This is a genomic window from Streptomyces sp. AP-93, from assembly GCF_022808175.1.
Classification (GTDB): Bacteria; Actinomycetota; Actinomycetes; order Streptomycetales; family Streptomycetaceae; genus Streptomyces.
Genome location: NZ_JALGBX010000005.1, coordinates 38,433 through 52,024, shown reverse-complemented (window position 1 = coordinate 52,024; position 13,592 = coordinate 38,433). Strand labels below are relative to the sequence as shown.

The window sequence follows — 13,592 nt, the reverse complement described above, 5'->3', positions numbered from 1 at the left end:
GGTGATCGCGAAGCTCCCGGCGCCGGACCGCGAAGGCGCCGGAGGAATCGCCATTCTTAGAAGCCCGCCGACGGCCTGGCAAGCCGCCGCCGCTCAGCCGCGCGGGACGTCCGGGACGCGGCTTGAAACGGCCGGAAGATCGTGCATTCCCCCGTCGCGGCCCGTCCGGCACCCACCTGGCCCGCCGACAGAACCCACCCCCGCCAGCCCTGTTGAAGACGAGGAAACAGGAGCGTCGACTTCCGTTTCCGGCGGAGTGCGGCATGTCAACGCCAAACAGGTACATACGACGACATGTCCAGAGGCGGACGATCATCACGGAAGGCGCCACGACGACATGCGGGCCGTGATGCATGTCACGACCCGGAGGGGGAACCGGACGGCGTTCCCGTCAGTGCGCCGCGCTCGTCGAGCGGGTGGCTGCCGCTTTACGGGGTGGTGAGCTTCGGAAAGGTGAAGGCGTAGCCCCGCGCCGTGAGCCACGGCAGGTATTCCTTGAGCGCTGCGACCGTCTCGCTGCGGTCGCCGCCCCCGTCGTGGAAGAGGACCGTCGGCTGCGCGGGCAGGTTTCCCTCCACGGTGGCGACGATCGACGCCAGGCCCGGCCTGCTCCAGTCCTTGGGGTCCACGCTCCAGCCCAGCGGCCGCATCCCGCTCGCGGCTGCTATCGCACGGCTGTCGGGGGTGAAGGCGCCACCCGGAGCGCGGTAGTAGCTGACGGCGACCCCCGGCGCGGCCTGCTCGATCATGGACTTGCCGTCGAGGATCTGCTGCCGCTGGTACGCGACGGGCTTGTGGTCCATGGTCACGTCGTGGTCCACCGAGTGGTCACAGAGACGGTGCCCCTCGGCGGCGACCGAGCGCACCAGGGCCGGGTACTGCTGCGCGCGGGTTCCGATCATGCAGAACGTGGCCTTGACGTGGTTCTCCCGCAGCACCTCGAGGACCTGGGGCGTCCAGCGCGGGTCCGGACCGTCGTCGATGGTGATGGCGATGTCGTGACCCGGGCCCTGCGCCAGCCGGGAGATCCCCAGCGGCACCCGAGCCGGTCCGTAGGCGCTCGCGGCGGACGACCGGCCCGCCGCCGGCCCCTCGGCCGGCCCGTCGGCCGGGGCGGCCGGGGCGGCCGGGCCGCTCGGGCCGCTCGGGGCGGCGAAGGCTGATGCGCCGGCGGCCGCCGTCAGGACGAGGACGGCAGCGGCCGCCACGGCGGATCCCGCGCGAAGACGGCTTACGGAACTGCGAGTGATGCCCATGGAGGCGCTCTTCCTTCGGACTCGGCCCCCCGGTCTCCCACTCCTGCCGGTCCAGGCTAGGCCGTCCGCCCCGGCGCCGTCCTCCCCCGATCGGCCCATCCGCAGGCCCGGGGCACGACGGGACGTCCGACCCCGCTCCCGCGCCGGCCCGCCGCCGGGGTCCCCCGTCCCGTCCTTGGCACCCCACCCCCAGCCGTTGCCCCCGGATCCCACCGGTCGGTCGAGCCGGTCGTTCAAGCCGGCCGATCAGGCGGACCACTGCACATGCACAGAGTGGGCGGGCGTGGTGGGATCGGCCGGGTGAAGGATCCCTTTGGTTGTGACGAGCCGGCATTCCTGGCATGTTCCGGGACCACGGACCGTGCGGCAGCCCGCCGCTTTGTCGCCTCACGGGCCGCCGACGCGAGCGAACTGGCACTGCTGCTGGACATGCTCGGGCTACTGCCCGAGACCGACCCGCGTCCTGCGCCGCGCGGCCCGAGGCTCAGTCCACCCTGAGGCGGGACGCAGTCGTGCTGCCGCGATCATCCCGGGTTCTGGGGTTCTTCCTCGTCGGGATCCGGGATGACGTGCATGGCGGCTTCCTCGGCCGTGGCCGCCCCGCCATCGACGCCCGCGTCGTGCGCGAGGACGCTGTTCCCGTGCGGGAAGGCGGTGGCCGGGGCCAGCCGCCCCGCCCGGACGCCACCCGCTTGCGGATCGACGGGTTCGCCGTCACCGTCCACCAGATCCCCGATTCCGTCCCCGGGCAGGGACTCCAGGTCCTCGGGCAGCTCCCGGGCGAGGCGGTCGTCGAGGCTCTCGCCCCTGCTCTGCCCCTCGCCGGTGGTGTCGTTCCGCTCGCTCGCGTAGGGCCGCTCCGGCGGTGAGTACCCCTGATCCAGCTGGGCGTCCGTGTTCGGCTCGCCGAGACTCTGGTCCATGTCAGGCTGCCGTTCGGACGGTTCGTCCTCCGGCTGGGGCTGATACACCTCGTCGCCGCGCGCACCGGTCTCGCTCATGGTTCCCCCTTCCGTAGTCGCCGGCATCGGTACGTGAGGAGTTGCCCTCCCGACTGCGCTCTGGGTGCGAGCTGAGCGCATCCGGCTCCCGTTCGGCTCCTACCCGTCACCCACCGCCGCACTCGCCCATGCCAGAGCGGGGCGCCCGTACCGCGCCCCGCCCCGGGTGCGTCCAGGTCAGCTGCACTGCAGGCCGGTCTGGGCGCTCGCGACGGCCGTGTCGAGCTTCTGCAGGTCCGGGGTGAGCTTGGTGAGGGCCTCGGCGCCGGTGGTGTCGCCGGGCAGGTCCTCGTACGTCTTCTTCACGTCGTTGGCGGCAGACTTGACCGCGTCCTTCTGGGCGGCGTTGAACTGCGCGGTGGACTCGGCGACGGTCTTCCAGTCGTCCTGGACGGCGTTGTGCGCGTCCTTGATCTGGTCCTTGGTGGCTGTCGCCGGGTCGAGCGTGCGCAACTTCGCGTTGTCGGCCTTGAGTTCGGTCAGACTGCTACACAGCTGCGTGGTCGCGTCGTCGGTGGGCCCTGCGGCGAAGGCCGAGGTTGCCCCGCCGGCCACGAGAAGCGCTGCGGCGGCCGTGCTCACGGCCGTGGCGAGAAGTCGATTCATCTGTGATGCACCCCTTCGGGGAAGACGCCCCCCCGGTCCGACCCCCACTCGTACCAAGCTGACACAGGGCCCCCAGGCCCGCATCCGCACACCACACCCCCACCCGATGAAACCGCAGGTCATCCAGGGTGCGCAGCTCGACAGAAGGCGTCGATGCCGCAGAATTCGCGCGGCGGACGACTCTGGGGCCGGCGGGCGCCTGCGAGCCCGGTACCGGCGCGCGGGCATGGTACTCCCATCGGGTCGCGCCGTCGCGCCGGCCGGCTGTTCACGGAACTCCCGGCCAGGCGGCGCCGGCGACCACGACATCCGATGCATTCCCGTACTCGATCGGCCAGTTCACGACGGCGCAGCCGCGAGCGAGACAACAACCGCAGGCCTACGGGACATCCGGTCGGCATCGCTCCAACAGAGCGACTGAGCCGCCCTGTTGGAGCGCATCCGTCAGCGGCGTCGTGCGCAGGTCCAGGCCCCCATCCCCTGGATCCTGGCGAGCCTCCTCGCCGTGGCGATCTGCTCCGCCTTCGTGGCGAGGTCGGCGCGTGGTGCGTACTTGCGGCCTCCTGCCGCCTTCCAGCTCGACTGGGTGAACTGCAATCCGCCGTAATGGCCGTTGCCGGTGTTCGCCCGCCAGTTCCCGCCGGATTCACACCGGGCGATGGCATCCCAGTCGGGGCCCTGTTTGGAGTGGACCGCGGCGGCATGAGCCCCGGAGACGTCCAAGAGCGGGACTGCCAACAGCATGACCAAGACGAGCAGTTGACCGATCCTGCCCTGCCTTAGCCGGTCCTTCCGGTAGCACGACATCAGTCCTCCTTCGCTGTTGTGGCCGGACCTGCCGCGAACAGCGGGCGGGCCCGCGTACGACCGTCTTCCGGTCGTGGCCACAGCACAGCACGGACCGGTGTACTTCCAGGCGCACTTACCACCTGCGAAGGGGCAACGCCACCCGAACGGACGCTCTACGCCCCTCACGCAGCCGCAACGCGCAGAGTGAGCCGCCCCTCTACCCGCCCCGCCCGGCCCCGCCCGGTGCTTCGTTCCCCGGCGTCAGAAATTCGCGCGCGTGGGGGATTGGGCCACCCGTACCGCGAAGTTCGTCGCGTCCTCCACGAGCGTTGCCGCCGAGCGGTCATCGCCGGTCAGCGTCCAGCCGCACAGGGCAGCCCGGGCCAGCGCGGCCGAGGCCGCCTTGGCGCGCCCGGTCCGGTGGGGCAGAAGGGTGCCGAAGAGCAGTGCGTCGCCCGTGTCGAGCGCAACCCGGCACATGACGGCCGTACGCAGCCCGCTGCCCTCGTCGGGGACCGCGACCACGGCCGCGCCGATGACGGCGTCCCGGACGCCCAGGGCGCGGATCAGCAGTGAGGAGGAACCCTGTTCGGCCAGGCCGCACGGGCGGGCCAGCACCTCGGGTCGGCAGGCGACGGCCAGGCCGTATCCGAGGGTGGCCGCACCCATCACCCGTGCCGCTGTGGTGCGCATGCGCGATCACTCCGTCTCGTTGTCACCGCCGCCCCGGCGACCACCCCGTTCTGCCGGTGTCGCCACAGCTGCGGGGGCCGGCGGCGCACGGTCCGCGCCCCTGGCAGGTGTGATGACACCGGCCTCGATCCGCCGTCAGCCCGCGTCGTCCTGATCGCGGGTCTTCCTCCGCTCCTGCGCCCTTCGCAGTTCGTCGGGGGTCTTGCCTGCGACCGGCTTGCTGGCCTCGGGATGTACCGGGTCCGGACCCGGGTGCTCTGGCACCTGCTCCTTGCGGGCCCTTCGCGGCTCCTGGTGCCTGCTCTCCTTGCCCTGCACGGCTTCTCCTCTCCATCGGGCCCCGCCGGGGCCGCCGTCCCCTGCCACGCGCTTACCCGTACGGCGGCGCCGTAGACGGGTAGGGCGGAGTCGGTCCCGGCGGCGTGAGATCCGGTCGCCCGCCGATCACGCCGAACGCCGCCTCGGTCACGGCCGGTGACGGGTCGGCGTGCCGCGGGTAGGGCGACGGACCCGTACCGGCAACCGCTCTGGCCGGTCCTGTTGGCCCGTGGGAGCCTGGAAGGGAAACGGGTCGCGGCACCCGGCGCGACCCCGGTCGAACCGCATGGACTCCGCCATGACCCAGCACCCGTTCCGTGTCTCCCGCACCGTGCCGAAAGCGCTGGTGTGCGCCACGCTCACCCTCCTGCTCGCCGCACCGGCGGTGGCCGCTCCGGCCGATCGGGAGCAGGTCCCCCGTCAGGCGGTCGCCCGTGTCCAGGAGGCCGTCCTGTCGATACCCGCCATCGGGGTGTCCGGCCTGGCCGTGATCCCCTACGAGGGCAGTCCTGATGACGCTCCGGGCACGCTGATCCAAGATCGCGGCGTGGCATCGAGCCCTTACGGGCCCCGCGGCGGGGTCGGACCCGGAGACGTGGGGAACTACATCGTGAACGCCCACCGCATCTCGGCGGGAGGACCGCTCTGGGCGCTGCCTTCGCTGAAGACGGGTGCGTCCGTGTACGTGACCGCCGACGGAGTGCGGTACGAGTACGTCATCACCACGACGCGGACGACGTCCTTCCGGTCGCAGGCCTCCATGGACGCACAGCGGGCCGCGGTCCCCGGATCTCCGGGCACGGCCCCCACGCGGGCCATGATCACCGTGAGCACGTGCCTGACGCCGGAGGACAACGCGGCGGGCAACTTCTGGCGTGACGCGCAGAACAACCCGGAACACCGCCTCGACAAGATCGGTGTCCTCACCGCGACCGAGCCCGAACCGGAGCCCGGGGGGCAGTGAGTGGACGGGGCGGGCCCTGGATGTGTGTCCGTCCGATCACGGGAAGTACGAATCGAGCGTGCCGCGACGCCGGGTGTCGAGCGTCGCGCAGTGGAACGAGCCGCCGAACGGTGCGTAGTGCATGAAGGAGCACGGGACCGGCTCGAACCCCCATCGTTCGAGCGCCCGCAGCATGCCGGTGTGGTGCCGCTCGACGATCACCCGTTCCTCGTCGATCACGAGAACGTTCATGCTGAGCCACTTGCCGCACATCGACGTGACCTTCAGCAGGCGTTCGTCGATGGGGTCGGGATCGGGTGCGATCAGCACGTCCCACGAACTCAGGACGTCGGGCAGCCGGTCGACATCGATGTACTCGGGGTTGACCAGCGCCTTGCCGGGCGCGAGCAGGACGAAGGTCGTGTCGATGTGCATCGGCGTGCGGCAGCGGCTCTCGATCTCGTGGATGCGGTAGCCGGGGCCGAGATGGCGGCGCAGCCATTCGATCCCCATGCGGTTGGTGACGTTGCTCCGCGTCGCGAACAGGTCGCGTCCCGCCCGCATGAAATCCGCCGCATCGAAGACCGGCTCGAACTCGGTGAGGATGTGACGGATGGGCTCGCCGGCCTCGGGGACCCGGAAACCGGGCTCGAACAGATCGTCCGTGAGCTGTGGTTTCGGTGCCGCCGTCCAGCGCGCGCCGCGCCGGAAGTAGTCCTTGAGGATCGAACGGTACGCGGCGGTCTCGAAGTACCGGCACGGCCAGGCCATCGGGGTTTCGATGATCTCGTCACCGATCACGAGCATGCTGTCACGCGGATTGGCGTTGCAGAAGCCGCGCGACGACCAGTCGGGGGTGCCGAAGCGCTGCCTGTGGTCGACCGGGTCCGGCCGTCTGACCGTGACGCCGAGCGACTGGAGGAGAGCGACGAACTCGTCGAGCTCGTGCCGGGCCGGCTCGACCATCCTGCGCGGGTACTCGAAACCGGCTGCGACGCCCTGGAGCCGCGCGGCCCACGGGGGGATGTTGCAGGCCACGACGGGATGGCGGGAGGGGATCGTGGCACCGCCGACACACCCGACGATGACCTCCTCCAGCGGGTCCCACTCGTTGTGTGAATTGACCGGCGATACGACAGGGCCCGCGACCCTTCCGGGTACTCCATGGTCCGGGTACGGGGCTTCGGCGCCCAGGTGCGGGGCCTCGCCCAGGTGTGGGGCTGCGGCGCCCAGGTGCGGGTGGTCGACCTGGACTGCGGTGGCGGGGGCCGTGGGGGGCTGGTGGGAGCCCCGGCCCGAAGTCTCTGCCATGGAAGGCGCCTGCCCCCGCCTCGTTTCGTCATGCCTGTGCCGGGGGATCTTCCTGACGATGACATCGACTGCCGCGTACTGGGATCCCCTCTGGACCCAGGGCCGCCGGTACCGGCGGCTCGACGCCGTCGAGACACGGCTGCTGGACGAGCACCTCGGACCCGGCCGGGGAAGGCCCGCCCTCGACATCGGCTGTGGCGACGGCGCCTTGACCCGTCACCTCCACCATCAGCTGGGATACCGCACCACCGGGATCGACTGCTCCCCCAGCGCCCTCGCGCTCGCCGCCGCCCGGGACTGCGCGGACAGGCCCGGACCGCTGTGGAGGTGCGCCGACATCGGGGCCGACGACCTGACCGCCCTGCCGGAACGCGCCTACGCGGTCATCACCTGCCGGCTGGTCTACCGGTGGCTCGACGCCAAGGGGGCGTTCGTCAACCGCGTCCGTCGCCTCCTGGTACCCGGCGGGGTCTTCTGGGTGGTCACCGAGATCACCGGCCGCCGGAAGGACACCGACCCGCTCCAAGGCCTCGGGATCAGCCCCGCCGAGGCCGAGATCCTCACCGCGGGCTGGTCCGTCGTCCGGACCCATGACCTTGACGTGCTCCGCTGCTACGCCCTGCGCCCCTGACCGACCCGCGCTGTTGGAGGACATGCTTGCGGACGCCGGGAAGCAGACCGCCGGAACGCCGTCTCCTGCCGGTTGTACGACGTCCGGCGTCCGTCGAGGAGTATCACCGGTGTCCGGCAGGCCCGGCGTCTACGCTGGTGAGCTGCGCGAAGCGGCGCAGCTCCGGCCGTCTGCACCATCGTAGGGAGAGTTGCCATGGCGTCTGTTGGCTTCACCGAGCGGTTGCGCGCGCTGCTGTCCACTGCCGACGCGGCGGCTGACCTGCGACGGTACTTCGACGACGGGCTCGAGGGTGGTACGCCCGCCTTCACAGGCTCCCGTTTCGAGCACCTGGACGGTGGGGGCGACCGGGCGGACATCGCCGACATCGTCACTGCGGCAGACCTGATGGCCGTTCAGATGCTGTCCGTTCAGGTGCCGCCCCGGGCCGCACTCGCCTTGTTGGAGGGCCCCCTCGCCGGGGAGCTTTCCGTCCTCCTCGGCCAGATACCTGCCGATGTCGACATGGGACACGCAGAACCTGCCCTGCTGGGGCCCGGCTCTCCCGCCGACCGGGCCTGGCATCTCCTCACGGGGCAGAGGGGTTTGGGCTGGGTGACGGCCAACAAGCTTCTGGCCCGCAAGCGTCCACGCCTTCTGCCGGTCTATGACCAGGTCGTGCGCTGTGCGGTCGCAGAACCCGCGTCGTTCTGGTTGTCGCTGCGCGACGCGCTGGCTGCCGATGGCAAGGCTCTGCACGAGCAGTTGCTCTCGCTGCGGGACGATGCCGAGGTGCCGGAAACGGTTTCGGCCCTGCGGATCTGTGACGTAGTGCTCTGGATGAGCCACGTAACAGACCACAAGGAGAAGGGCTGTTCGGGCAAACCAGCCTGATTCGTCGTCACCGCACCGCCAACGGCCACCGACGAGCGTGATGATCATCACCCCATTGCTGCATACGGGTTACGGGTGATCTTCCTCTGGATCTTCCGTGCATATGATTCCCGCGCTATGACAGAAAGTCAGAATCTTCGAGGATCAAGCGCCTCGGCCGATGTGGTCGTGCTCGGCGCCGGCCCCGCCGGCCTGGTGCTCGCCAACCTCCTGCTCGCCGCCGGGATCGACTGCGTCGTGCTCGAACGCGCCGACCGCGCACACGTCCAGACCCGGGCCCGGGCCGGCTTCCTCGCGCCGAACACCGTACGGATCCTGGACCGCCACGGCCTCGCCGACGGCCTGCACCGGCACGGGCGCACCCACGGTACGTGCGAGTTCCGTACCGGGGACGGACGCTTCCGCCTCGACTACGGCTCCCTGGGCCGGGGCGAACAGCACACCGTCTACCCGCAGCAGAACCTGGTGACGGACCTCCTGACGCACTACCTCGACGGCGGTGGCAGGATCCACTTCGGAACCGAGGCGCTGGCGGTCCACGACGCCGACGGCGACCGGCCGTACGTCACCACCCGGGAGCCGGACAGCCGCCCGACCCGATGGGACGCCCGCTACGTCGCCGGCTGCGACGGCCGCCACGGAGCGTCCCGCCGCTCGCTGCCGCCCGACGCGGTCCGCCACCACCACGACCACGGTGTGAGCTGGCTCGGCCTGCTCGCCGAGGCTCCGCCCAGCTTCGACGCCGTCGGCTACGCCGTCCACGACCGCGGCTTCGCCGGCCACATGGCCCGCAGCCCACAGGTCACGCGGTACTACCTCCAGTGCCAGCGCGGCGCCCCCGCCGACGCCTGGTCCGAGGAGCGGATCTGGGACGAACTCGACCTGCGGATGCGCGCTGCGGAGCACGGCCCGCTGCGCAGGGGGCCGATCATCGAGCGCGGAGTCGTCGACCTCGCGTGCGACGTGGTCGAACCGCTGCGCCACGGCTCGCTCCTGCTCGCCGGCGACGCCGCGAGCCTGACCGCGCCGGCCGCCGCGAAGGGCGCGAACCTCGCCGTGCTGGAGGCGGAGATCTTGGCCGGAGCCCTCGCCGAGACCCTCGCCGGAGGGGACGGCTCAGCCCTCGACCGCTACTCCGCGCAGTGCCTGGCGCACATCTGGCGCGCGCAGGAGTTCACCCAGTGGATGACCGGACTGCTGCACGCGATCCCGGGCCGGGACCAGTCAGGCGGATCGTTTTTCCAGGCTTCCCTGCGGCGCGCCCGCCTCGACTCCTTGCGTACCTCCCGCGCCCACCAGGACTGGTTCGCCGAGAACTACGTCGGCATGTGACCACCGGCCTTCCCCGCCCGCACCGCCCCCCTCGCTCGACCACCGCACAGCCGGTCAACTGCACAGCCGGTCCACCATGCTCCGCGCCGCCGGAGCACCCGCCCCAGCACCGCCCGAGGAACCTCCACGATGACGACGACCCTTCCCGGCCAAGCGACGCGCCCCGCCAGACCGCCGCTTCAAGGCGAAACGATGCTTCCCGACGACACGGCCCGCCTGCGCGCGGCCGTAGCCTTCGTGCGGGAACACGACACCGCCACCCTGTTACCGCTCCTGCTGCCCGGGCTGCGCGGCCCGGAACTGGAGTCCCTGGCCCCGCACTGCCGCTTCGCCCACGCCGGCCTGCTGCTCTTCCCCACCGACCCGCAGGACCTGCGCCGCCAACTCGGCGACTGCGGGCTCTCCGTCGACACCCCGTCCCAGCCCAGCGTCGTCGTACGGGAGCGACTCGCCCGGCGCCACCGCCGTGACCTGGCAGAGCTCGACGTCCGGATCCTGCGCCCCCGCGTCCAGGGCCCGGCCGGTGAGCGCCGTGCGGTGGAGGTGTTCGCCCTCATGGTGCCCGCGCACTCGGACCTGGAGGGGATAGCCGCGTACGAACGCGCCCGGGACCACGAGGCCCACCTGGCCCTCGAGCTGGAGCACCCGGACCCACTGGTGCTGCGCGGCCTGTGCGCGGTGCTGGCCCGACACGGAGCCCGCCCCGACGGCGGCGGGTACAACCCGCACGAGGACGGCACCGTCCTCTACTTCACCACCCCCGCGGCCGGGGCGAGCGGCTACCGCCGCCTGGAGCTCTACACGCCCGGCGAACACCGGGACGCCCTCGACGACCACCTCCGCGACCATCTCCGCGCGGACCCGATGGAGCGCCCGGACGCGGACCGGCCCGCCGAGACGCTCCTGCGCCTCCTCACCGGAGCATGGACGACACAGGCACTCGCCTCGTTCGCCCGCCTGGGCCTGCCCGACGCCATGGACCCGCACGCGGCCATCAGCACCCGGGAACTCGCCCGACGCACCGCCACCCGCCCCGAGAACCTCGCCACCCTGCTCCGCTATCTCACGATGCTGGGCGTCGTGGCCGAGCAGACCGCGGGCTCCGAGCAGACCGCGGGCTCCGAGGCCTCCGCGGCCTCCAAAGATGAGGAAACCTTCCGCCTCACCCAGCTCGGAGCCCTGCTCCGCGCGGACTCCCCCGACACGATGCGCCCGCTGGCCCTGATGTACGGGGGCCCCTTCTACCAGTCCTTCGCCGCCCTCGACCACACCGTACGGACCGGACAGCCGGCCTTCGACCACCTCTTCGGCGACAACCACTTCGACCACTTCGCACGCGACCCCGAACTGGCCGACCTCTTCGACCGTTCCATGGCCGCCAGTTCGCGCATGTTCCAGCCGCTCCCCGCCCACCCAGTGATCACCGCGGCGGCCCAGGCATCCACCCCGCGGACCGTCGTCGACGTCGCCGGTGGCAACGGCGAACTCCTCGGGCGCATCCTGACCGCACACCCGGGTCTGCGGGGCACGCTCCTGGAGCGCCCGCACGCCATCGAGGCGGCCCGCCGCTCGCTCGACGCAGCGGGCTGCGGCGCCCGCTGTGACTACAGCAGCGGCGACTTCGCCGACGTACCGCACGGGGGCGACGTGTACGTCCTCTCCCGCATCCTGCACGACTGGGACGACGACCGGTGCCGGGAGATCCTGCGCCACTGCGCCCGCGCGATGCCCGCCGACGCAGACCTTCTGGTCATCGAACGGCTGCTGCCCGCCGACGGTTCCCCCTCACTGGCCACGGCCTGGGACCTCCACATGATGTGCAACGTCGGCGGTCGCGAACGCCGCGCCGAGCACTACGCCCGACTGCTCGCCGACGCCGGACTGGAGCTGATCGACCACAGCCCCCTCCCCCTGGAGGCGTACGTCCTGCACGCCCGCAAGGCCAGGTAGGCCCGACACCACCGGCACGATCCACGGGCAGCCGGCCGGTACGGCGGTGGTCTGGGTGTTCCGCCGTCAGGTACCGGTTCTGCCGTCCGGACCGGACGGCAGAACAGCGTTCAGCCTGCGTCGCAGGTGTGCGCGTTCGGGTTCGGTGCCGGCCAGGTCGAGCGCTTCCCGGTAGGCCGCCGCGGCCTCGGGCAGCCGGCCGAGCCGGTGCAGCAGGTCCCCTCGGGCGGCCGGATAGGGGTGGTGGCCGCGCAGCTGCTGCTCGCCGGCAAGGTCGTCGAGCAGGGTCAGGCCGGCCTGCGGCCCGTCGCGCATGGCCACCGCCACCGCCCGGTTCAGCGCGACGACGGGGGACGGAGCGAGCGCGAGCAGTACGTCGTAGAGCGCGACGACCTGCGGCCAGTCGGTGGTCGCGAGGTCCGCGGCCTCGTCGTGAAGGGCGGCGATGGCGGCCTGCACCCCGTACGGGCCGGGTGGCCCGCCCGTCAGCGCGGAGACGACCAGGCCGCGGCCCTCCTCGATCATCGACCGGTCCCAGCGGCCGCGGTCCTGGTCGTCGAGCAGCACGAGCTCGCCGTCCGGGCCGGTACGGGCCTCGCGCCTGGCGTGGATCAGGAGCATCAGCGCGAGCAGGCCGCCGGCCTCCCGCTCGGCGGGCAGCAGGCAGCGTAGGATCCGCGCCAGCCGGATGGCCTCCTCGGCGAGGTCGAGCCGTTGCAGCTCCGGGCCCGAGCTGGCCGCGTACCCCTCGGTGAAGACCGAGTAGACGACCTGGAGCACCCCGGGCAGGCGCTCGGGCAGCTCGTCGGCGCCGGGTACCCGGAAGGGGATGCGCGCCTCGCGGATCTTCCTCTTCGCCCGTACGATCCGCTGCGCCATCGTCGCGGGCGGCACCAGGAAGGCACGCGCCACCTCGGGCGTCGTCAGACCGGCCAGGCAGCGCAGGGTCAGCGCCGTGCGGTCCTCGGCCGCGAGAGCGGGGTGGGCGCACGTGAAGAACATCTGCAACCGCTCATCGGGCAGCTCGCCGTCGGCATCCGCGGGCGGGGCCGGGTCGGCCCGTTCCGCCTCCACCTGGAGGATGGCGAGCCGGGCGGCGTACGCCTGGTCCCGCCGCAGGCGGTCGACGGCCTTGCGCCGGGCCGTGGTGAGCAGCCAGGCCCCGGGCCTGGCCGGAACGCCCTCGACGGGCCAGTGCACCAGGGCCGCCTCGACGGCCTCCGAGGTGACCTCTTCGGCCAGGTCGAGATCGCCGAACCGGCGGACGAGGGAGGCGAGCAGGCGGCCGCGCTCCTCCCGGAACACCGCCTCCACGGACGACCTGGCGGAAGTCCGGTGGAAGGATCCGGTGGACGGGCCGCGCCCGGCGGTTCCCTCGTCCCCCACCGTCAGACCCCGAACTCGGCGATCGGGCGGACCACGACCGACCCGCTGCCGCGCGCGCCGGGACAGCGGGCGGCCCAGTCGAGCGCGACGTCCAGGTCCGGTACGTCGATGACGTAGAAGCCGCCGAGGACCTCGCGGCTCTCCGCGAAGGGCCCGTCGGTGACGGCCCGCCTGCCGTCCTGGCCGACCCGTACCGTCGTGGCGGTGACCAGGTCCGCGAGCGACTCTCCGGACACCCAGATTCCGGCCTCCCTGACCTCCTTGTCGTAGACCATCCAGTCCTCGACCGTGCACTCGGCGGCCCCGCCGTCCTCACCGATCGCACCAGCGTTGATCAGCAGCATGTACTTCATGGTCCGGCTCCTCTCAGGTCCTGTCGGGCCTCTCGGTCCCTGTCAGGTCCTGTCGTTTCCTGTCGTTCTCCGTGCGGCGAATCGCCGTACGACATGACGACGAACGGGGCGCGGTCGGATCGACACCGCTCCGAGGATTTTCTCCGAGAC

General features: G+C 71.7%; 13 protein-coding genes. 5 read left to right on the top strand and 8 right to left on the bottom strand.

Annotated features, from left to right (window positions below):
• Positions 1-428 precede the first annotated feature (428 nt).
• The 5 genes from MTF69_RS10050 to MTF69_RS10030 form a co-directional block, all read right to left on the bottom strand.
• A complete protein-coding gene (locus tag MTF69_RS10050) occupies positions 429-1,256 on the bottom strand; it encodes a polysaccharide deacetylase family protein (protein ID WP_243332749.1) in 828 nt (275 codons plus the stop codon).
• 524 nt (positions 1,257-1,780) lie between these two features.
• Positions 1,781-2,257: a DUF5709 domain-containing protein gene (locus tag MTF69_RS10045; RefSeq protein WP_243332747.1), complete on the bottom strand. Its 477-nt coding sequence runs from the start codon at positions 2,255-2,257 to the stop codon at positions 1,781-1,783.
• A 177-nt stretch (positions 2,258-2,434) separates the two neighbouring features.
• A complete protein-coding gene (locus tag MTF69_RS10040; protein ID WP_243332744.1) occupies positions 2,435-2,863 on the bottom strand; it encodes a hypothetical protein in 429 nt (142 codons plus the stop codon).
• 444 nt (positions 2,864-3,307) lie between these two features.
• Positions 3,308-3,670, bottom strand: a complete 363-nt coding sequence (locus tag MTF69_RS42845) for a transglycosylase family protein (RefSeq protein ID WP_279345592.1) — start codon at positions 3,668-3,670, stop codon at positions 3,308-3,310.
• Positions 3,671-3,913: 243 nt separating this feature from the next.
• Positions 3,914-4,345: a hypothetical protein gene (locus tag MTF69_RS10030; protein ID WP_243332742.1), complete on the bottom strand. Its 432-nt coding sequence runs from the start codon at positions 4,343-4,345 to the stop codon at positions 3,914-3,916.
• Positions 4,346-4,961: 616 nt separating this feature from the next.
• Between MTF69_RS10030 and MTF69_RS10025 the strand changes: the two genes are divergently transcribed.
• The gene (locus tag MTF69_RS10025; protein ID WP_243332740.1) at positions 4,962-5,627 is read left to right on the top strand and encodes a sortase domain-bontaining protein; all 666 of its coding nucleotides are present in this window, start codon (positions 4,962-4,964) and stop codon (positions 5,625-5,627) included.
• A gap of 36 nt (positions 5,628-5,663) precedes the next feature.
• Here the strand turns inward: MTF69_RS10025 and MTF69_RS10020 are convergent, their stop codons facing one another.
• Positions 5,664-6,917 carry an amidinotransferase gene (locus MTF69_RS10020; RefSeq protein ID WP_243332739.1) on the bottom strand — a complete coding sequence of 418 codons (1,254 nt, stop codon included), beginning with the start codon at positions 6,915-6,917 and terminating at the stop codon, positions 5,664-5,666.
• A gap of 58 nt (positions 6,918-6,975) precedes the next feature.
• Here MTF69_RS10020 and MTF69_RS10015 point away from each other — a divergent pair, with 58 nt between their 5' ends.
• From MTF69_RS10015 to MTF69_RS10000, 4 genes are all read left to right on the top strand, one after another.
• The gene (locus MTF69_RS10015) at positions 6,976-7,548 is read left to right on the top strand and encodes a bifunctional 2-polyprenyl-6-hydroxyphenol methylase/3-demethylubiquinol 3-O-methyltransferase UbiG (RefSeq protein WP_243332738.1); all 573 of its coding nucleotides are present in this window, start codon (positions 6,976-6,978) and stop codon (positions 7,546-7,548) included.
• A gap of 195 nt (positions 7,549-7,743) precedes the next feature.
• The gene (locus MTF69_RS10010) at positions 7,744-8,421 is read left to right on the top strand and encodes a DUF6308 family protein (RefSeq protein WP_243332736.1); all 678 of its coding nucleotides are present in this window, start codon (positions 7,744-7,746) and stop codon (positions 8,419-8,421) included.
• A gap of 117 nt (positions 8,422-8,538) precedes the next feature.
• A complete protein-coding gene (locus MTF69_RS10005) occupies positions 8,539-9,753 on the top strand; it encodes a 4-hydroxybenzoate 3-monooxygenase (protein WP_243332734.1) in 1,215 nt (404 codons plus the stop codon).
• A gap of 192 nt (positions 9,754-9,945) precedes the next feature.
• Positions 9,946-11,703 (top strand): methyltransferase, encoded by a 1,758-nt coding sequence (locus MTF69_RS10000; protein ID WP_243332732.1) that lies wholly within the window; start codon positions 9,946-9,948, stop codon positions 11,701-11,703.
• 66 nt (positions 11,704-11,769) lie between these two features.
• Here MTF69_RS10000 and MTF69_RS09995 read toward each other — a convergent pair whose 3' ends face one another.
• Positions 11,770-13,089 carry an RNA polymerase sigma factor gene (locus MTF69_RS09995; RefSeq protein ID WP_374322606.1) on the bottom strand — a complete coding sequence of 440 codons (1,320 nt, stop codon included), beginning with the start codon at positions 13,087-13,089 and terminating at the stop codon, positions 11,770-11,772.
• 2 nt (positions 13,090-13,091) lie between these two features.
• Complete coding sequence (locus MTF69_RS09990) at positions 13,092-13,442, bottom strand: YciI family protein (RefSeq protein WP_243332731.1); 351 nt, start codon at positions 13,440-13,442, stop codon at positions 13,092-13,094.
• Positions 13,443-13,592 lie beyond the last annotated feature (150 nt).